We start from the raw sequence: 19,450 nt of genomic DNA on the forward strand, positions 1-19,450 counted from the left end.
AGCTAGGCCAGTTTTTCACGATCACGGGTGATGTCGCTGATCATCAGCAGGTCCTGGTTCGGCAGGTATACCTTGACATTCATTAAGCGCACCAGCTCATCGATTTTTTTCAGCATCGATTCATACGCAAGACGCGGATGTTCACAGGTTTCAAGATCGATGAAACAATTGAATCCCAGGGTTGCAAAATCAAGCTTTTCGATCTCGTTAAAATGACCCGGATCGCTAAGGCTGGCCACCTGGAAACAGACCTCTCCTTCCTCGCGAAACTCGAGCAAACCCTCGGTATTCAGTTCCAGACCCGTCTCCTGCACGGCTGCATCGGCTTCCTCACCGGTAATCAGGCGAAAATCTTCAAACCTGAGGTGGTAACTGATCAAACTGTCTTCATCCCTGGATTTGATCATCGTCGGCACAAATATCTCGGCATCTGGCGATGCAAAGGGGGGTTTTGGTACTTCCCTGGCAGGATTAATCTGGATTTCTTCGAGGTCTTCGTCAACCTCGTTCTCGGTTAGAATCTGGTTAAGGTTGTTCATTTCGAAACGCAGCTGCTCGTCTTCGACAAATGCCGAATCGACCTCCTCGCGGGTGAATGTCTCGATCGAACTGCGTTTACGCAATCGCGCCTGGTGCACGCCGAAAAGATAGACCCCAATCCCCACCAAAATCGCGATAACGATCAGTACCCATCTAAAGGTGCTTGTATCCATTACTGAACCCCGGCTAGAACCACCGCTTCGCCGACATCGACCGAGACCAGTCGTGATACCCCGGGTTCGTGCATGGTTACACCATTCAGACCCTGGGTCATTTCCATGGTTATCTTGTTGTGCGTGATTATGATGAACTGTACCTGCTCGGACATTTCCATAACCATCGTGCAAAAACGCCCGACATTGGCATCGTCGAGTGGTGCATCAACCTCGTCCAGCATGCAAAAAGGTGACGGATTGAGCTCGAAAATCGCGAAAATCAATGCTACCGCGGTGAGTGCCTTTTCGCCCCCCGATAACAGCTGCAGGTTGGTAATGCGTTTTCCCGGCGGTCGCGCCATGATTTGCACACCCGTGTTAAGCAAATCGTTTTCGGTCATCTCGAGATGCGCTTCGCCACCTCCGAACAGTTTGGGGAAACGCTCAACCAGGCGACTGTTAACCTGCTCGAATGTAGTCTTGAAACGATCCCGGGTTTCCCTGTCTATTTTCCTGATCGCGTCCTCGAGTGTTTCCAGTGCCGAAATCAAATCCTGGTGCTGCGCGTCCAGATACTGTTTTCGTTCGGCCTGTTCCTTTTGCTCTTCGATTGCCGCGAGATTGATCGGGCCCAGGCGGTCGATACGCTTGTTCAACTTTTCGAGACGCAAGCTCCATTCATCTAAATCGGCCTCGGGCTCGAGATCCTGCTGTAAAGCAGCAACATCCTGCCCGGTCTTCTGCAATTGTTCCTCGATCGTATTACAGCGGATGCTCGCTTCCTGAAGCTGCAAACGTTCCTGTTCCAGTTGATTACGAAAGTCATCGACATGCTGCTGACGAGTGTTACGTTCGGTTTCAAGTTCGCGTTGCCGGTTATCCAGTTCACTAACGGCCTGCTGCGCGCGACCCAGTTCCTGTTCATTCTGGTTGCGCAACTTCAGCAGCTCCTGGAGCGCGGTCTCCTGCTCCGCGATGGGATCGACATCACTGTTCATGAGGTCTTCGAGTTCCCCCACTCGTTGATCAAACTGGTTTTTCTGTTGCTCGATGCGCTCGATATTCGAACGCGTGGCGCGCTGCTCCGCCTCCAGTGCCTGCTGCCGGATCTGCTGCTGATGCGCGCTTTCAAGCGCCTGCTGCAGCGCATTCCGGGTTGCAGTCAACTGCTGCTGCCGGCTTGTTTTTTGCGCCTGCAGCCCCTCTTCGAGTTCCGTCATCTGGGCAATCTGCTCGAGAAACTCGTTACGCTTGGCGCTATTCGATTGCAGTTCGTTGGTGTGTCCAAGCTTTTGTTCCTCGAGCTCAGCCAGCTCGGTATGTAACTGCTGGCGCCTGCTTTGTACCTGCTCAGCCTCGCTTTTCCGGTTACTGAGCCGCTGGCGCAGTTCGGATAAATGCTGCTGCACAGTGGCCAGTGATTTCTGATCGCCGTCCCATTCCTGCTCGAGAACTTGCAAGCGCTGCCGATCACCATCGTAGTGGGATTTCAAGGTCGTCGCCGCCTGCGTTATCTGCTCCAGCTGCGCACGAATCGAATCGATCTCCTGCGCCCGTGCAAGCGTACCCGCATGCTGGTCCTCTTCACCCTGTTGCAATATCCAGTTACCACCGGCCCAGAGCCCCTGCGCCGTAACCAGGCTTTCGCCGGCCTTCAGCTGGCTTCGCTTGTCGCGCAGGTCCTGCTGATCCCTGCACAGGTAAATCCCGTCCAGAATGGCCGACAGATCGACATCACACTCGATATAATCTGAAAGTTTCGGCCAATCACGGTCACCGCTGCGAGCCGGCACCGGGTCACGGTCGAATACGGCCACACTATGGTTAGGTACGGATGCATCGGGCACAGGTTCGCCGGTAGACGTGCAATAAGCCCCGAGAAAAGGCGACAGGACCACTTCGACTGCCCTGCCTATATCGCCCTTCAGCTTCAGCAGGCTGGTCAGGCGATGCGTTGAATCGATCTGATTTTGTTCAAGCCACTGTTTGACCTCCGCGCTGGTTTCGGAAAGCGCATGTTGCTGCAGCGCTTCCAGTGAACTCAAGCGTCCGCGCATGGTTTGCACCCGGTTGCGTAGTTCGTCAAGCTGGTTGGCCGATTCTTCGCAACTGCCGCGCAAGGCCTGGATATCTTCGGCTCGAGCCTGGGCCTGCGAGGTCGTTGCGGCATATTCCTGCGCGCTGGCCTCGACACCGGATTCAAGCTGATCGATTTCCTGAACGGCTTCGGAGGCGTCGAGAGTATCCAGCTCACTCTGCAGGCGCAAACGCTGCTGGTCGGTACGCTGCACCTGGCGTTCGATATGCTCGATCCCGCGGTTTTCGATCTGCGCAGACTCGTGAACCTGGTGGAATTCACGTCGGAACTGATCCCACAATTCCTGCCACTCGTGCATTTTTTCTTCCGCCTGCGTAGCCGCTGCCTGCTGTTGCTCGAGATTCTGATTGCTGGATTCGAGTTCTGGCGTAATATCGGCTAGCTTCAGTTCCAGCTGCTCGAGCCTGGCGGCATCATCGGCAAGTACCTTGCCCGCATCCTTTAAGGACTGTTCCAGGCTGTCCAGTTCCTGGCGTCCGCGTTGGCGCAAATTCTTCTGGTGTTCGATCGCCTGTTCCTTGCTCGAAATCTCTGCGCCGAGTTTGTAAAACTGTCCCTGGACCCGGTTCAATTGCTCACTGGCTTCAGCCAGTTTCTGTCGTCCCTGCTCGATCTCACGTTCGGTTTCACGCAGGTCCGCAGTACGCTTTTCCATGTCCGTTTCAGCCCCGGCAAGCTCGCGCCGCTGGGTCTCGATTTCCGCATCAAAAACCTGTTTTTGCAGCAGCAGACTCTCGGCTTCTAGCCGGCGCTGATCCTGTTTTAACCGCTTGTACTTCGCCGCAGCCTTCGCCTGACGGTCAAGTCGCGAGAGTTGCTTGTCGATCTCGTCGATCAAATCGATAAGTCGATCCAGGTTCTCGCGCGTATGTCGAATTCGGGTTTCGGTTTCGCGCCGCCGCTCCTTGTACTTGGAGATGCCAGCGGCCTCTTCGAGATAGACCCGCAGTTCATCCGGCTTGGCGTCGATGACGCGGCTGACCATACCTTGCTCGATAATCGAGTAGCTGCGGGGCCCTAGCCCGGTGCCAAGAAAAATATCGGCGATATCGCGACGTCGACAGCGCGTGTTGTTGAGGAAATACTTGGACTTGCCGACACGGGTGCTGAGGCGTTTTACCGATATTTCATTGTACTTGGCGTACTCACCCTTCACCCGGCCGTCGGAATTGTCGAAAACCAGCTCTACCGAGGCCTGGCCTACCGGCTGACGGCTCGACGAACCGCTGAATATCACGTCTTCCATCGATTCGCCGCGTAAATTTCTGGCCGAAGACTCGCCCATCACCCAGCGCACCGCATCGATTACATTGGATTTACCGCAGCCGTTGGGGCCGACGATGCCGGTTACGTTTGCCGGAAACACGATCTTGCTTGGGTCGACAAACGACTTGAAGCCGGCGATTTTAATCTGATTGAGACGCATCTGTGCGAGGGATTCCCGGGTAAAATTTTTTGCGAGCAGAGTATATCATTTGCGTTATCTGGCAACAGTAAAACCCTTCAATTAATTGCCTATTGCGGATAGAGATATATAATGGCGCGCCCCGGAATCAGTTGCGCTGACCCGAGCCGTTTAACCTGCGAGAAATAATATGAGTACTCAGCCCTCCAGCGAGCTGGACACTTTTGAGAATCCAAATCCTGAACGCGACTACACAATTCATATCGATACGCCCGAATTCACCTGTTTGTGCCCGCTGACCGGGCAGCCCGACTTTGCCAGCATCGAGATACAGTACGTACCTGACCGGCTATGCCTTGAATTAAAGGCGTTGAAGCTTTATTTCTGGTCCTATCGCGACCACGGTGCGTTTCACGAGGCTGTGACCAATAAAATCCTGTCAGACCTGGTGGCGGCGATTGCACCGCGATTTATGCGCATTAATGCCGAGTTTAACGTGCGGGGCGGGGTTTATACCCGCATCGTCGCCGAACATCACGCCGCGGGCTGGCAGGCTCCCGAACCGGTCGATCTGGCCTGAGGGTGACGGTCGATGCTTGCCGATATCACGCGGGGCACACAGGCACTGGCGCGGGCGCTGGGCTTGCTCAACAAACCCGGCGTTCGTATTTACGTGGTCGTGCCGCTAATGATCAACCTGCTGCTGTTCGGCGCGCTGGTCTGGTATGGATACAACCAGTTTAATCTCTTTGTTGAATGGCTAATGTCGTTCGTTCCCGGGTTCCTTGACTTTATCGCGTGGCTGATCTGGATCTTTTTCGGCGTGCTGGCGGCGATAATTGTCTTTTTCAGCTTTACCCCGGTAGCTAACATTGTCGCCGCGCCATTCAATGCCCTGATGGCGGAAAAAATCGAAATAGAGCTGACGGGAAAAGCGGTTTCATCCGAAATCAGTTTCACGCGCATGGCAATCGACGCCATTGGCTCCCAGTTACGCAAGCTGGTCTACATCATGTTCTGGGCGCTGGGACTTTTCCTCGTAAGCCTGATACCGGTGGTCAACCTGGTTGCCCCGGTGTTATGGATCGTGTTTGGTTCATGGCTGCTGTCGCTGGAGTATTTCGATTACCCGATGGGTAACCACGATCTCGTGTTTGCGGAGCAGAAAAAACGTTTGGGCGAACGGCGTGGAATCGCGCTCGGCTTCGGCGGCGCGGTCATGATCATGACCAGTATCCCGATCATCAATTTCTTCGCCATGCCGGTCGCGGTCGCGGGCGCCACCCTGCTCTGGGTCGAACAACTCCAATCCAACGCACCTGTCAAAACCTGAGATTTACCCCCTTTAAAACTTGTTCCTTCGATCGGTACCGCTATCGGTTACTTGCTTTGACATGGCCTATCTTGAGCCTCGACCTGCTAGATCAATCCCCAGCTGTCTCGGCATAAGGGTCGCAAAAGGCGCTCCCAACCGGCGCAAGCGCCGGTTGGTCCATCCATGGAATCGCTTGGAGCGCGGCATCCCTGCCGCGCTACACTTTTGCGATTCTTATGCCGAGACAGCTTACTATCGAGGTGTGACTACCGGTTTCTTCTTGCGGGACGCTGTGCGACAGGGATGTCGCACCGCGAGCCTACACGGACGTATTTACGGCGCTCCCGCAAGAAGAAACCGGTGGTCACACCGATTACTGGAATGCTGGCAAGCCAGTTCAGATCTTATTACGCGGCTGTAAGTATTCCGCCTGCACAGGGGTAGCGCTAGATGTGAAGGGGTGGCAGGTTCAGGGGGTGGCCGGTTTGCTGCGCCTCGGTTTCGGGGAGAATATCGATGCTCGGCCACAGGCCGGTACCGAGGGCCTCGCCGTATTCGTGCATTCCCGCTGCCTTGGTTGATTGCTGGCTGGTCGCATAGTCGTAATCGAGCCGATGCCAGCTGATGTCCACGCCGTCATCAACCGGTTCGATCAGCATATACCAGCCGTGGGCTCCGGCATCGTTGGCCGGCATTCCGATGACCCCGGCATTGAGCCAATACTTGTCATCGATGCGCTGTCCGAACGGAATTCCCGCATGCCCGCCAATTATCGCGTCGACACCGGCTTCCCTGATCTGTGACAGCTTGGCGGCGGTATCACTCGAGGCAAATACGAACTCGTTAATGCTGGGCAAGCTTGCGTGTACTGTTTTGAATCGTGTTCCAGACATCTCGAACTCGATGCTGCGTGGCAGCTTCTGCATCCAGCGTCGCTGCGCCACGGTCACGCGGCGATCGGCATATTGATACCAGGTCACGGCCAGAGTAGAGCAGCTACTACCCGGTTCAAAACCGCAACCGCAATCCTGCTCACTGAATGCCAGCGATTCCTCGCAGTTACCCATAACCACGTGTATACCCCAGGATTGAATGAGGTCGATCGTTTCAGCCGGCTCGGCACAGTAGGCGACGATATCCCCGGTACAGACAACACGACCGGCCGGAATCTCAAGTTCTTTAGCGCGTGCCTGCATTGCAACCGTCGCCTGAAGATTACTATAGGGGCCGCCAAAAATAAGCGCTTTCGCGGAAATGTTTCCGAGATCTACCATACCCGTAAATACCTCAGGTTAAACAATTATGAAGCCTGGGCCGTGGAGCGACCCTCAATAATATAGTGGGCATTGTTAGGACCTTGACCCCGGTGCAAAAGTTCGCATACTTGCTCGCGTATTCTCTATTATTTCGGAAATCAGGTTTGCGTTTTTTACTGCTGGTTTTATCACTGTTGTTCGCATTGTCTGCGCAAGCCTTGCCCCGACAGTCACTGGTTCCGGGTGGCCTCGCTATCATTAATCTTGAACCCGGCAAAGATTCCGGTTACCGCTTTCGGAATAAACCAGTGTTGATAACAAAAATCGGGGGTAAATCCGCGGCTCTGGTTGGTTTACCCCTGAGTCTCTCGCCGGGAGAACACTTTATCGAAAGGCGCGGTGCCAGCCAGGTTTCGAAAAAGTTTTTCAAGGTTGTGCAAAAACAATACACCACCCAACATATCACGATAACCGATAAGCGCAAGGTCGATCCCTATGCCAGCGATATGGAACGGATTCTTGCCGAAAAAGCGCGTAAACAAAAAGCGCGCAATCATTTTTCGATGATTGACGTCGATGTGGATTTTCTGCTCCCTGTCGAGGGTATTCGCACGGGTAGTTTTGGCAAGCGCAGGGTCTTCAATGGTCAGAAACGCAGGCCGCATAGTGGTATGGATATCGCGGCCAACCAGGGAACCCCGGTACTTGCCCCCAGTGCGGGCAAGGTCATCGAAATGGGTGATTTCTTTTTCAGCGGCAACCTGGTTTATATCGATCACGGGCAGGGATTAATCTCGATGTTTGCCCACCTGAGTGAAATCAACGTCAGCCTTGGCGAGCAGGTCGAGAAAGGTCAGATAATCGGCAAGGTTGGTGCCACCGGTCGGGTTACCGGCCCGCACTTGCACTGGAGCCTCGGTTTAAACGGCAACTGGATAGACCCGTCGCTATTCCTGCCATCCGACAACTAGAAAGTCAGGCGCACTCCTAAATGGAGATTGTCGTCATCAGCCTCATAATCACTATCGTCGTCGGTATCAAACTCGAGATGCCTGATGCCTACGAAAGCGAACGTTTGCGGCAAGGCTTCGATCTGAAATCCTAACTCGTAATCAAGCACTTCTTCAGCGTCCAGGAAACTCGTGATCTCAGGTGCGAAATTTCCGCGCAAATAGACCGCCATCGGCATGGTTCCGGGTATCGTATAGCGAATTTCGCCACCGATTCCGAGGGCAAGAACATCCTGATCGATATCATCGAGCACACCAAGGTAAACCTTGACACCAACACCGAAGGTGAGTGGAGCCTCTTCAGAGGCCTGGCGCATCTGCATCAGGCTTGCATGCGCAACAAAGTCGCTGTCTTCGTTATAAAACAATCCGAGCCCGAAGTCGGAACCACCCCAACCGATCAGGCTCGAGTCCGAGCGAAAGGTGAACTGTGCAGTTTCTGAACTGAGCGCAGCTTCGAAATCACTGGCGCTCGCGGTGGAAAGGCAGACTATACCGAGCAAGCAAAGGCAGGTAAAACGATTCAATTTCATTATTGGGCCATGGCTGAAAAATCGCGCCATGATAGCACAGGGCTTCACGCCGGTGCGCGTCGAAAATCCAATAATTGAACTAGTTTACACGGGCGTATCTAAGGTAACGAAGATGAAGGCTCGACTTGATTGAATAGCGGGGTGACGGGATCGCTTTCGACAACAACCGGTGTATCCAGCCAGCGAAATATCGGCGCCCACTGTTCCTTGTCGGTGCCGTTGCGCGAGGTCCGGATTTCCTGCACGCCAAGCCCCACTTCGATTGCCTTTGCGTAAAGCTGCGTGTCTCGAAGGCTCGAAATAAACGGGATGTTAAGACTGAACAGGAAACGTTCCAGGGAATGATACATCAGGGTGTTTTTTCGTACACGGTTGGCAACCACGGCGAGCCGAATCATTTTTTTACGCACTCGGCCGGTGGTCAACAGGGCCTTGATGAAGTATGCGGTGGCATGAATGTCAATCGGCGACGGTAACACCGGAATCAAAACCGAGTCGTTTTGCTGAAATAAGGACACCAGCTCAGTAATATCGGACCCCGCTGGCGAGTCGACAATCGCGACGTCCGTTTCCGGGGGAATCCGCAATTGCCAGGAGCGTGTCAAGCGGTGATCGGCGTTCCTGGAAGCATCGATTCCGGTGATCGGGGCCGAGGAATCCGTTCGCCGCTTGATCCAGGCCAGCGACGAACCCTGGGGATCGTGATCAAACAGGCGTACGGTTTTCCCCTGGTGCGCATAGTGGGAAGCGATGTTGGTAGCAAGCGTGGTCTTCCCACACCCGCCTTTTGCATTAGTGACAAGTATTCTTTGCAGGCCCATACATCAAAGTCTATGCCGGATCCGCCGTTTTTCTGGTTTTTTTGCGGAATTCGCCTGTTTTATTCGATTATTTTCGACCAGCGTGATGTTTTGGACGCTTTTTGGTCGAAAATGGATTACTGCCCGACTTCAATTCAAGGCGCACGGGGGTACCTTTAAGCTTGAGCCTGGAAATAAAAAAGTTTACCAGGTAGCGCTGATAGGAATCCGGGAGATGCCGGGTCTGGTTGCCATGAATTACAATAACCGGGGGATTGCGTCCACCCTGGTGGGCATAACGCAACTTTACGCGTCGACCGTGGTGTAGCGGCGGATTGTGCTTAAACACAGCTTCTTCGAGTAGATCGGTAAGGTAGCGCGTATTGATATCAATAAATGCCGAGGCGTATGCTTGGTCCACTGCCGCCATCAGGTCACCGACGCCGGTGCCATGCCTGGCGGAAATAAAATGCTGCGCGGCAAAAGAAACAAAACCGAGTCTGCGTTGCAAGGCGCTGCGATTATGTTCGCGTTGATCCGCATCCAGACCGTCCCATTTATTGATCGCAATGACCAGGGCGCGCCCACTGTTGAGCACGTACCCCAGCAGGGTCAAATCCTGGTCTGTCAAACCCTCCTGCGCGTCGACGACGAGTATAACAACCTGGGACTTTTCGATCGCCTCCAGCGCCTTGATGACACTGAACTTTTCAATTGCCTGGTGTACTTTTCCGCGTCGTCGAACACCGGCGGTATCGATCAGGGTGTAGTGTTTTCCGTGGCGCTCAAATGGCACCGAAATGGTGTCTCGTGTCGTGCCGGGCTGGTCGAAGGTAACGACACGTTCCTCGCCCACAAGCCGGTTTATCAGGGTTGACTTACCGACATTGGGACGACCGATGACGGCCACCAGGGGACCTCCTCCAGTATCTTCAGTCACCGTATGCGGTGCGTAGGCTTGCAGCAGTTCGTCGAGCAGATTCACGGTTCCCTTGCGATGTGCGGCTGAAATCAGATGCACATGTTCAAATCCGAGTGCAAAAAATTCAGCCTGCGCCTGCTCCGGATCCGAGCCGTCAACCTTGTTGACGACTATCCGGCATGATTTGCCTGATTTGCGAACCAGGTCGGCGATCAATTGATCGCCGCTGGATAAACCCTGCTGGGCGTCAACGATAAACAGAATTTCGTCGGCCTCGTCGATAGCGAGCCGCGTTTGCCTGGCCATCAAGTCATCGAGGTCCTGCTTTTCACCACTTAATCCACCCGTGTCGATGACGATAAAGGTTTTGTCGGCTCGTTCGCCAACACCGTACTGGCGATCACGCGTCAAACCCGGTTCATTCGCGACAATAGCGTCTCGACTGCGGGTAAAAACATTGAAAAGCGTTGACTTGCCGACATTCGGGCGACCGATCAACGCGATGACGGGAATCATTGCTGCAGCGATATCGAGGACAGAAAACCGTTCCCGTCAAGTGCAAGCACTGACTGTTGCCAGATCAGCGGCTGAACATAATTTCGGTTGCTTGTCGCCTGTATCCTGGCGACCAGTTTGCCGTCTGCCGCATCGAACCAGTGTATATAGCCATCGAGATCGGCGACCACCACTTTGTCATCTAAAATCGCCGGGGCAGTAATCTTTCGGGCGTGCAAAACATCCTGTTTCCAGAACGCCGATCCGGTGCGCCTGTCGATTGACCACAAATCGCTATTGTCCGCGGTTAAATAAATCGCGTTGTCATCGATTGCGATTGGCTGGAAGCTGGAAAAATCGCGCGACCAGAGTAAATCCCCATTGGCCGCCACGACCGCCGCCAGGCGACCCTGAAACGAGGCCACGTAAATAACGCCATTACGTATCACGAAGCGACCATCCAGATCGACCAGGCGCTCGACTTCAGTGCGCCCGCTGGGGAGGCTGATGGTTGATTCCCATCTCGTTTTACCACTGCGGCGCTCGTACGCGATCAATTTGCCATCATCGAAACCCATATATACAAGTTGCGCGTCGACCAGGGGTTCACTATTGCCGGTGAGCGATAACGCTGGCACCCGACCCGCTACTACCCATTGCTCACTGCCGTCGACAATCGACAGGCTGCGTAACTTACCATCGACGCTGCGCACGAAAACCTGGTCTCCATCGACCGCCGGGGTCGATCTGATTTCGCTACCGATACGGATTTTCCAAAGCGGCTCGAGCCCGTTTTCCAAAAACCGAAAAGCGGCTACATCCCCATCCCCTGAGGTCGCGATAAGCAGATTTTCGTTTCCACTGAGTCCGCTCAAAGATAACAGTTCGGTCGCATAGTCCCAGAGCTTCTGTCCGGTGGCGACATCGACACTGGCAATCATACCGCTGGTGTCAATCGTGTAGGCGCGGTCCCCAATGATAAGTGGCCGCAGCCGATAGGCAGCTTCATTACTGGCCGCGCGGGTATCAAGCTTCCAGTTCAGGCTCAGGGGAAGCTCTGCCTCGATGTCGGTTAATGGTGCCGGGGGCTCACTGTTATCCTTATCAGTCGAGCAGGCAGTAAGCATCGACACCAGTAACAGTGCACCTAGCTTGCTGGTTGATTTCAACCCTTACCTCCGAGGTCATTCAGTTTTTGTCGCAGAAACTCAACGTTGGCTGGTTGGGGTTGAGCGGTCTGGGCTTTACGATAAGCCTCGATCGCTTCTGCTGATTTACCCTGCAGCGCGTAAACATCACCGCGTAACTCGTTGACGATCGCGGCAAACTCTTCCGGAAAGTCGATCGACAACGAGGTCAATGCATTCTCATATCGACCGGTTTGAATCTGCACAGTCGCAAGGCGCGTGCGCGCTACGAAGGCCAGTGGCTGCTGGGCGGCACTGCCCACGACCTGTTGCAAAGCTGACTCGGCCTTTTCGTACTCGCCGTTTGCAACATAACTTTTTGCAAGCGCCAACTGTGCCATCATCGCGTAATCGGTCGATTCATAATCTGAAAGCAGCGTATCGGCCTGCTCCAGCACGACTTCGTTGTTACCGGCTGACAGCGCTTCCATCATTTGGGCGAAATGACTGGAGGCTTCGGCCGCGGTGGTTTCCTGCACGTGCATCCAGTAGTTATATCCACCAATACCGCCAACACCAATAATTATGCCCAAAACGATCGATATCCCGTTTTCCTTAAGCCAGGCCTTTAGTCTTTCGACCTGTTCTTCTTCAGTTTCCATTGATGCCCTCTTGTTTGTTAATCCAGTAACGATGCCAGTTGTGTCACCACATCAGTCTGTGATATTTCCGCTTGTGCCCTGTCCTCGCGCAGGAATTTAACCGCGACGGTACCAGCCTCGATTTCAGACTCGCCAAGAATCAGCGCTATCTGGGCGCCAGATTTGTCGGCCTTGCGCATCTGGCTTTTGAAGCTGCCTGCACCGGCATGCACCACGAGTTGCAACCGCGGCATCTTGTCGCGAATGGACTCGGCAATCTGCTGCGCTTTGGCGACGCTGTTCTCGCCACGCATCACCAGGTAAACATCGCAGCCTGAATCGCTCGCTGCCTTACCCTGGTCAATGAGCATGGCGACGAGTCGCTCGCAGCCCATGGAAAAGCCGGCCGCGTAATTCGGACGCCCCCCGAGCTGCTCAACAAGGCCATCATAGCGCCCGCCACCGCAAACTGTTCCCTGCGCACCCAGGGTATCGGTCACCCATTCGAATACCGTGTGACAATAGTAATCAAGTCCTCTCACCAGGCGCGAATTGACCTGATACGAAACCTGTACCTGGTCAAGAATATTCGTCAGTTCGCTAAAGTGATCGCGGGATTCCTGGTCGAGGCTATCCTGTAAGGCAGGTGCTGCCTCGATCAGGTTTTGCAGGTCAGGATTTTTGCTATCCAGAATTCGCAGCGGGTTGGTTTCGAGTCGACGCTGGCTGTCTTCATCCAGCGCCTGGTAATGATCGCGAAAGTACTCGACCAGAATGCTGCGGAATTTCTTTCGACAGTGGGTACTGCCGAGGCTGTTGATTTGCAGTTCGATCGCATCGAGATCAAGCTGCTTCCAGAACCTGTCGGCTAGCAGGATCAGTTCTGCTTCGATATCGGCTCCCTCTATACCAAAGGTCTCGGCGCCCAGTTGATGGAACTGCCGATAGCGACCCTTTTGCGGTCGCTCGTGACGGAACATCGGTCCGCTGTACCACAGTCTCTGCTGCTGTTCCTGCAGCAACCCCGCCTGCAAACCGGCTCTCACCACGCTTGCCGTGCATTCCGGGCGCAAACTCAGGCTATCACCATTGCGATCCTCGAAACTGTACATTTCCTTCTCAACAATATCGGTAACTTCACCGATTGAACGCGAGAACAGCGCGGTCTTTTCGACAATCGGGGTGCGAATTTGGCGATAGCCATACGATTCTGCGAGATCCCGATAAGTGTCTTCGAGCTGGTTCCAGGCAGGCATGTCGGCTGGCAGAATATCGTGCATTCCGCGGATGACCTGAATTTGGTTCGCCACGCTCTACCCCGATCTAGCTGCCTACTTTCAGGCGTGCAGTATTGTCATCACGTATACGCCGTGAAACGTCCACCGCCTCGCCATTAATTTTGATTTCAACCCCGTGGCCATTTCCGAGAAATACAGAAAAAGGCGCTTCGCCCGTCAATTCCACGGAATCGCCGGCGCGCAATAAATCGTAAACCAGCTGGTAGGAATTTGCGTCTTTGACATCAGTCCAGGTATCGGCAGTGACAACAAGTTGCAACTTGTCCGAGCCTGTGGGCGCGAGCAGCACAGGTCCGGTGCGTGCAGCCGCGGTGGTTTCAGTTACCTCCGCTTCGGAGGCTCGGGATTCGGTCTCAACTGCGACGGATTCCGCCACCACGGGCTCCGGGGCCGGAGACTCCGGTAATGCAACCGGTTCGACAACTGCCGGTTCAATGGTGTCCTCCTGGGTTGATACAGCCTCGGCAATATCCTCCTGGGTTGGTAAAGTCTCGGCAGTGTTCTCCTGGATTGGTTCAGCCTCGGCAATGTCAGTTGTTGCAACTAGTTCTTCCGATACAGCTTCGATTTCGCTGCTGATCACTTCGTCATCGGCTGCGGCACGCTGCTCCGTGGATTGAGAATCCAGTGAAATGGGTGCCTCATTGTTCTGTTCCGCGTTCCACCACCATGCGGCAAGCAACACAGCTATGACCAGGATAACGAAGTAGGTGGTCCATTTAATGCGGGCGTCGCCGGCAGACAGCTCAGGCAAAATATTGCTGGTCGAGCTGATCGGGGGATCTTCTTCCGAATAAAAGTCCCGGTACTGCAGTATCATTTCATCCTCGTTCAGCGAAACGATACGGGCATAAGCGCGCAGGTAGCCCTTTACGAATATCGGTGCGGTTATCTCTTCGAAATTATTGTCCTCGATGGCCTTCAGGATATCGAGGCTGAGATGCATGCGGTGGGCGACATCTTCAAGAGAAAGACCCTGCTGGATGCGGGCTGCCTGCAGCCGCTCGCCGGGACCGATAGCGGATTGCCGGGACTCGTCTCCGAGCTGTGTTTCTGTCGATTTCATGCTATTGAATCTGCTTCCATTGCTGATATTCCCTGGAGTCCGGAAAATCCGTCTCCAGTCGTTGCGCCAGTTCCTCTGCTTCACCCTCGTTATCGAGCTCCAGCGTGTTTCTGATCGCAAGCCACAGACTTCTCGCACTGGCCCTGGAAACCAGGTGATAACGGTCAATGTAAATTTTTGCATTGGTGAAATCACCTTCCTTGTAGAGCACATCTCCTAGGGCGACGAGGGCCGGACCGAAATCACTTTTCGATGCCACCGCCTGGCGCAGGTATTCTTTGCCCTTCTCGGCTTGATTTACCTGCAGCAAGCAAATCGCGGCATTGGTATAGGCATATTCCGGAGTCTTGTAAAGCGGGTTATCAAGGGCCTTCAAAAAATACTTTTCCGATTCCAGCTCCCGGCCATTACGGCACAGAAATGCCCCGAAGTTATTCGCGGCCTCGGAATTTTTTGGATCCAGTTCGGTCGCCTTTCGATAGTGAAACTCGGCCAGTTCTTTTTGCCCAAGCTTGTCCTGCAGCACGGCATACACGTAGTTTGCCTTTACCGATTCCGGATTCTGTCGAAGCGCTTTAACAAGTTTTTCCGTGGCAAGCTCAAAATTGTCCTGTTGCAGGTACCCAAGCCCCATCTCGGTATTTACATCACTGGCCTGTTCGTCCCTGCTCTTGCCGGGATTCACCGCTACGCAAGCCTGGAGTAATCCAGTTACCACAAGCAAAATGAATAGTCTTTTAATTGGCAAGACGCATCCCCTTTATTTCTTTCAAACTTAACTGATACTTTTCGCTACGCCGGCTGCGGTCATGAAATGCGCCTACCAGCTGTCCGCAGGCAGCGTCGATATCGTCTCCGCGCGCGCGCCGGGTGACCGTCACGATTCCCTTACCCGCGGTATAGTCACGAAAACGGTCGATCGCCTGCTGCTCCGAGCACTGATAAATGGCATGCGGATAGGGATTGAAAGGAATCAGGTTCAACTTACAGGGTATATCCCTGATGAGTTTAACCAGTTGACGCGCGTGCTCGAGACTGTCGTTGACGCCATCCAGCATGACGTATTCAAAAGTGATCTTGCGACTCTTGTAACCGTCAATATAACCGTGGCAGGCCTGCAGTAACTTGCGTATCGGGTATTTTCTGTTGATCGGGACCAGCTGGTTGCGCAACCGATCATTGGGTGCATGTAGCGATACCGCCAGCGCAACATCGGTTGAGTGCTCGAGCTTTTCTATCGCTGGAACAACACCAGCGGTGCTTATCGTGACCCGCCGTTTGCTCAAGGCGTAACCATAGTCATCACACATCATATCGACTGCGGCAATGACCGCATCGAAATTCAGCAGCGGCTCACCCATGCCCATCATGACCACGTTGGTAACACCCTTTGTATAACCCTCGGCCAGCAGGCTGTGATGCGCAAAATGCAGTTGGGCGATGATTTCGGCAGTCGTCAGATTGCGATTAAATCCCTGCTTTGCGGTTGCACAGAAACTGCAGTTCAAGGTGCAGCCGAGTTGCGAAGATACGCAAAGTGTCATGCGCGATTTTTCCGGGATTAATACGCACTCGATCGCGTTGTCGCTATCGTCGACGCTCAGTAACCATTTGCGCGTACCGTCGGCCGCGCGCTGATGCGTCAGTATCCGCGGGCGCCGAACGCAACAATTTGCATGCAGAAACTCACGCAAACTCTTGGACATGTCCGTCATCAGGCTGAAGTCGGTAACCCCGCGCTGGTGTACCCATTGCATCAACTGCCGGGCACGAAACGGTTTTTCTCCATTGGAGATAAAGAACGTTTCGAGCGCAGCTCGATTGAAATCAAGCAAATTAATTTTATCAGTCGTGGGCATCGGATTAGACACGGGCACTCAGGCTCAGCCAAACATGATTCCCCGGTCTGGACAATCAACCGGGTCGATCGGCGAATTTTACGCATAAATTCGACTCAGTAGAAGTGAAATGCAGTCAGTTATCGGGTATTTGGGGGCTTTTGGCACGTTTTCCTTGTAAAACAGCTTGTTAGGTCAGGGTAGCCAGATATAATTCGCTTTTTCTCCAGCTTTGGCAGGCCCGAGGCCCCCGCATGATTTTCACCGAAACCCGAGGCAACGACGGTATACGCCAGGCGCGCATGAGCTTTTCGGGCGCGCTGCAGTCTCCGATCGCCTCGTTCGGCGGAATTTACAGCCCCGAGGCCATGCCACCGCTTGACCCCGGATTCCTGGGCCGCCACCTGGACAGTTCATACAAGCAATTGGCGCTCGCCTTGCTGCAACACCTCGATATCGATATCGACACGCAAGTGTTACGTCAGGCACTTGATTTGTACGATCGTTTCGACGACGCGACTGACCCGGTACCGGTGGTCAGGCTGGATCAGAATATATTTGTCAGCGAACTCTACCATGGGCCAACCCGTGCCTTTAAGGACATGGCGTTACAACCCTTTGGCCTGGTACTGTCGGAGCTCGCGCAACAGCAACAACAACAATACCTGATCCTGACCGCAACCAGCGGTGACACGGGTCCGGCCGCGTTGGAGACGTTTCGCAACCGTGCCAACATCCGTGTTGCCTGCCTGTATCCGGATGGCGGCACCTCCGACGTGCAGCGCCTGCAGATGGTGACCGAGGATGCACCCAATCTCAAGGTAATTGGTATTCGCGGTAATTTTGACGACGCGCAGTCAGCGCTTAAATCGCTACTTTCTTCACAAACGTTTAACCAGCGCTTAAGCGAATTAAACATATCCCTGTCAGCCGCCAACTCGGTTAATTTCGGGCGCATCATATTCCAGATGCTGTACCAGTTTCATTGCTACCTGGCGTTGGTGCGTCAACAGGCAATTACGCTGGGTGAAAGTATCGTGCTGCATATTCCCAGCGGCAATTTTGGTAATGCGCTGGGCGCTTACTATGCCCATCGTCTCGGTTTGCCGATCGCTAAAATCGTAATCGCGTCCAACGCCAATAACGTACTCACCGAATGGATTCAAACCGGTCGCTACGACCTGAGTCATCGCGACCTGATTACGACGACTTCACCGGCGATGGATATTCTCAAATCATCCAATGTTGAGCGCCTGCTGTTCGACCTGTTCGGTGCGATCCGCACCCGGGAACTGATGCAGCAGCTAGACGAGCTGGGTTGTTACCAGCTCGAACCAAAGGAGCATGAGCAGGTTACCGAGGTATTTGCGGCCGATTTTTGTTCAGACAACGAAGGAAAGGAGTACATTCGACAGACTTTTGCGCAGGGATACCTGGTAGATCCACATACAGCGACCTGCCTGAAAACCTGCCGGTCGGAGCCCTTTCGGGACCAGGTCAATCTCATTTATTCGACCGCGGAATGGACCAAGTTCGCTCCGGTTATGGACAATGCGATTAATGGAAACGAACCAGAATCGGACCGGGCGGCACTGGAATCGGTTGCGGCCGCCGCCGGCATAAAGGTGCCCGAGGTCATCGCACAATTATTCGAGAAAGCCATCGCTCACCCCGACGTTGTCAAAAAGCAGGACATCGAAAGCGAGATTTTGAAATTCCTGGAACCGAAGCGCTAGGAATCCGATTCGAGGCCGGCTTCAGTCCATTTGATAATCAACAGGCTGGCTAATCCGAGTATCGCGAATCCTGCCACCAGCGGCATAATAGTCGAGTTATAGGCGTTGGCAATGATGATCCCAAACACAACCGAGATCAGGGTTGACAGGGACCCTACGACCGCCGACCCAAGACCGGCTATGTGACCGAGCGGCTCCATCGCGAGCGCAATCAGGTTTCCAAACAGAATACCAAAGAAAAAGAATACGCAAAGCAGATACATCATTAACATGAAAAGGCCTGGATGACCATCCAGAAATGCCGCGCCAAGAAAAAATGGAAAAGACAGCAAACAGATCACCTGCAGCGCGATTCTTGACAGACGCCTCATTCCGAAGCGCATCACCAGGCGCGCGTTTACCAGCGATGCGCAGCCAATCGCACTGGCCAGAATTCCGAAATAAAGTGGAAACAGGTCGAATAACTCGTACTGTACCTGGAAAATCTGCTGAGAGCTGCTGAGGTACCCGAGGAAAGCACCAAAAATAAATCCCATCGTCAAGGTGTAGCCCAGCGCGGCCCGGTTTCTGAGTATGGCCTGAATATCGAGCAACAATTGGGCGAAAGAAAACCTGATTCGGTTCTTGCGCGCCAGTGTCTCGGGTTGACGCAACCAGAACCAGGATACAACCACCAGCACCAGCAGCAGAAACATAGCGAAGATCCAGTGCCAGCTGGCCAGCTTCAGAATCAGCTGCCCTATCGCAGGCGCGAATACCGGAACCAGTATGAACACGGTCATCACGAAAGACATGACTCTTGCCATTTCGCGGCCTTTGAACTGATCGCGAACCAGCGCAATCGATACGATGCGCGGCCCCGAGGCCCCCAATCCCTGCAGAAATCGGCCCAGCAACATCTGCTCGAAATCGACTGCAACGATAGAAAGCACGCAACCCAGCGCGAACACTGCAAAACCCGAGATAATGGAGGGACGACGACCGAACGAATCCGACAGCGGGCCGAAAAATATTTGACCGAAGGCCATACCCGCAAAAAAAATCGAGATCACGTATTGGCTGTCATTAATCTGATGCACACCGAGATCGGCCGCAATCTCCGGCAGTGCCGGCAACATCGCATCGATTGAAAGCGCAACCAGCGATATGATCAATGCAATGAGAATAACAAACTCGATAAACCCGGGACTTCGACCGGCTACCCGGGGATTCATC

Annotated in this window: 17 protein-coding genes; 4 read left to right on the plus strand and 13 right to left on the minus strand. The window is 53.8% G+C overall.

The window, feature by feature from the left end; translation table 11 throughout:
• Nucleotides 1–2: 2 nt before the first annotated feature.
• Together OES20_10155 and smc are read right to left on the minus strand one after the other, a co-directional pair.
• Nucleotides 3–713 carry a hypothetical protein gene (locus OES20_10155; GenBank protein MDH3635056.1) on the minus strand — a complete coding sequence of 237 codons (711 nt, stop codon included), beginning with the start codon at nucleotides 711–713 and terminating at the stop codon, nucleotides 3–5.
• Nucleotides 713–4,219: a chromosome segregation protein SMC gene (smc, locus tag OES20_10160; protein ID MDH3635057.1), complete on the minus strand. Its 3,507-nt coding sequence runs from the start codon at nucleotides 4,217–4,219 to the stop codon at nucleotides 713–715. Before smc ends, OES20_10155 begins: the two co-directional genes overlap by 1 nt.
• 169 nt (nucleotides 4,220–4,388) lie before the next feature.
• Here smc and queF point away from each other — a divergent pair, with 169 nt between their 5' ends.
• A complete protein-coding gene (queF, locus tag OES20_10165) occupies nucleotides 4,389–4,778 on the plus strand; it encodes a preQ(1) synthase (GenBank protein ID MDH3635058.1) in 390 nt (129 codons plus the stop codon).
• 12 nt (nucleotides 4,779–4,790) lie between these two features.
• Entirely contained in the window at nucleotides 4,791–5,531 is a 741-nt protein-coding gene (cysZ, locus tag OES20_10170; protein ID MDH3635059.1) for a sulfate transporter CysZ, read from the plus strand.
• Nucleotides 5,532–5,959: 428 nt separating this feature from the next.
• On the opposite strand, the gene OES20_10175 is transcribed toward cysZ, so the two are convergent.
• Nucleotides 5,960–6,787 carry a metallophosphoesterase family protein gene (locus OES20_10175; GenBank protein ID MDH3635060.1) on the minus strand — a complete coding sequence of 276 codons (828 nt, stop codon included), beginning with the start codon at nucleotides 6,785–6,787 and terminating at the stop codon, nucleotides 5,960–5,962.
• A 146-nt stretch (nucleotides 6,788–6,933) separates the two neighbouring features.
• Here OES20_10175 and OES20_10180 point away from each other — a divergent pair, with 146 nt between their 5' ends.
• On the plus strand, nucleotides 6,934–7,740 hold the full coding sequence (locus OES20_10180) for a peptidoglycan DD-metalloendopeptidase family protein (GenBank protein MDH3635061.1): 807 nt from the start codon (nucleotides 6,934–6,936) through the stop codon (nucleotides 7,738–7,740).
• Here OES20_10180 and OES20_10185 read toward each other — a convergent pair.
• The 9 genes from OES20_10185 to rlmN form a co-directional block, all read right to left on the minus strand.
• Entirely contained in the window at nucleotides 7,737–8,312 is a 576-nt protein-coding gene (locus tag OES20_10185) for a YfaZ family outer membrane protein (protein MDH3635062.1), read from the minus strand. The two genes, OES20_10180 and OES20_10185, sit on opposite strands and share 4 nt — an antisense overlap.
• Nucleotides 8,313–8,410: 98 nt before the next feature.
• Nucleotides 8,411–9,133 (minus strand): AAA family ATPase, encoded by a 723-nt coding sequence (locus OES20_10190; GenBank protein MDH3635063.1) that lies wholly within the window; start codon nucleotides 9,131–9,133, stop codon nucleotides 8,411–8,413.
• A gap of 67 nt (nucleotides 9,134–9,200) precedes the next feature.
• The gene (gene der / locus OES20_10195; GenBank protein ID MDH3635064.1) at nucleotides 9,201–10,550 is read right to left on the minus strand and encodes a ribosome biogenesis GTPase Der; all 1,350 of its coding nucleotides are present in this window, start codon (nucleotides 10,548–10,550) and stop codon (nucleotides 9,201–9,203) included.
• A complete protein-coding gene (gene bamB / locus OES20_10200) occupies nucleotides 10,547–11,698 on the minus strand; it encodes an outer membrane protein assembly factor BamB (GenBank protein ID MDH3635065.1) in 1,152 nt (383 codons plus the stop codon). Before bamB ends, der begins: the two co-directional genes overlap by 4 nt.
• A complete protein-coding gene (locus tag OES20_10205; GenBank protein MDH3635066.1) occupies nucleotides 11,695–12,318 on the minus strand; it encodes a tetratricopeptide repeat protein in 624 nt (207 codons plus the stop codon). Before OES20_10205 ends, bamB begins: the two co-directional genes overlap by 4 nt.
• A 17-nt stretch (nucleotides 12,319–12,335) precedes the next feature.
• Complete coding sequence (gene hisS / locus OES20_10210; GenBank protein MDH3635067.1) at nucleotides 12,336–13,607, minus strand: histidine--tRNA ligase; 1,272 nt, start codon at nucleotides 13,605–13,607, stop codon at nucleotides 12,336–12,338.
• A 13-nt stretch (nucleotides 13,608–13,620) separates the two neighbouring features.
• On the minus strand, nucleotides 13,621–14,661 hold the full coding sequence (locus tag OES20_10215; GenBank protein MDH3635068.1) for a DUF4115 domain-containing protein: 1,041 nt from the start codon (nucleotides 14,659–14,661) through the stop codon (nucleotides 13,621–13,623).
• Between the two features lies 1 nt (nucleotide 14,662).
• Nucleotides 14,663–15,379: a type IV pilus biogenesis/stability protein PilW gene (gene pilW, locus OES20_10220; GenBank protein ID MDH3635069.1), complete on the minus strand. Its 717-nt coding sequence runs from the start codon at nucleotides 15,377–15,379 to the stop codon at nucleotides 14,663–14,665.
• Between the two features lie 19 nt (nucleotides 15,380–15,398).
• Nucleotides 15,399–16,520 carry a 23S rRNA (adenine(2503)-C(2))-methyltransferase RlmN gene (rlmN, locus tag OES20_10225; protein MDH3635070.1) on the minus strand — a complete coding sequence of 374 codons (1,122 nt, stop codon included), beginning with the start codon at nucleotides 16,518–16,520 and terminating at the stop codon, nucleotides 15,399–15,401.
• 233 nt (nucleotides 16,521–16,753) lie between these two features.
• On the opposite strand from rlmN, the gene thrC reads away from it, so the two are divergent.
• The gene (thrC, locus tag OES20_10230) at nucleotides 16,754–18,235 is read left to right on the plus strand and encodes a threonine synthase (protein ID MDH3635071.1); all 1,482 of its coding nucleotides are present in this window, start codon (nucleotides 16,754–16,756) and stop codon (nucleotides 18,233–18,235) included.
• Here the strand turns inward: thrC and OES20_10235 are convergent.
• Nucleotides 18,232–19,449 carry a multidrug effflux MFS transporter gene (locus OES20_10235; GenBank protein ID MDH3635072.1) on the minus strand — a complete coding sequence of 406 codons (1,218 nt, stop codon included), beginning with the start codon at nucleotides 19,447–19,449 and terminating at the stop codon, nucleotides 18,232–18,234. The two genes, thrC and OES20_10235, sit on opposite strands and share 4 nt — an antisense overlap.
• Nucleotide 19,450: the final 1 nt, after the last annotated feature.

This window comes from Gammaproteobacteria bacterium, from assembly GCA_029862005.1.
Taxonomy (GTDB): Bacteria; Pseudomonadota; Gammaproteobacteria.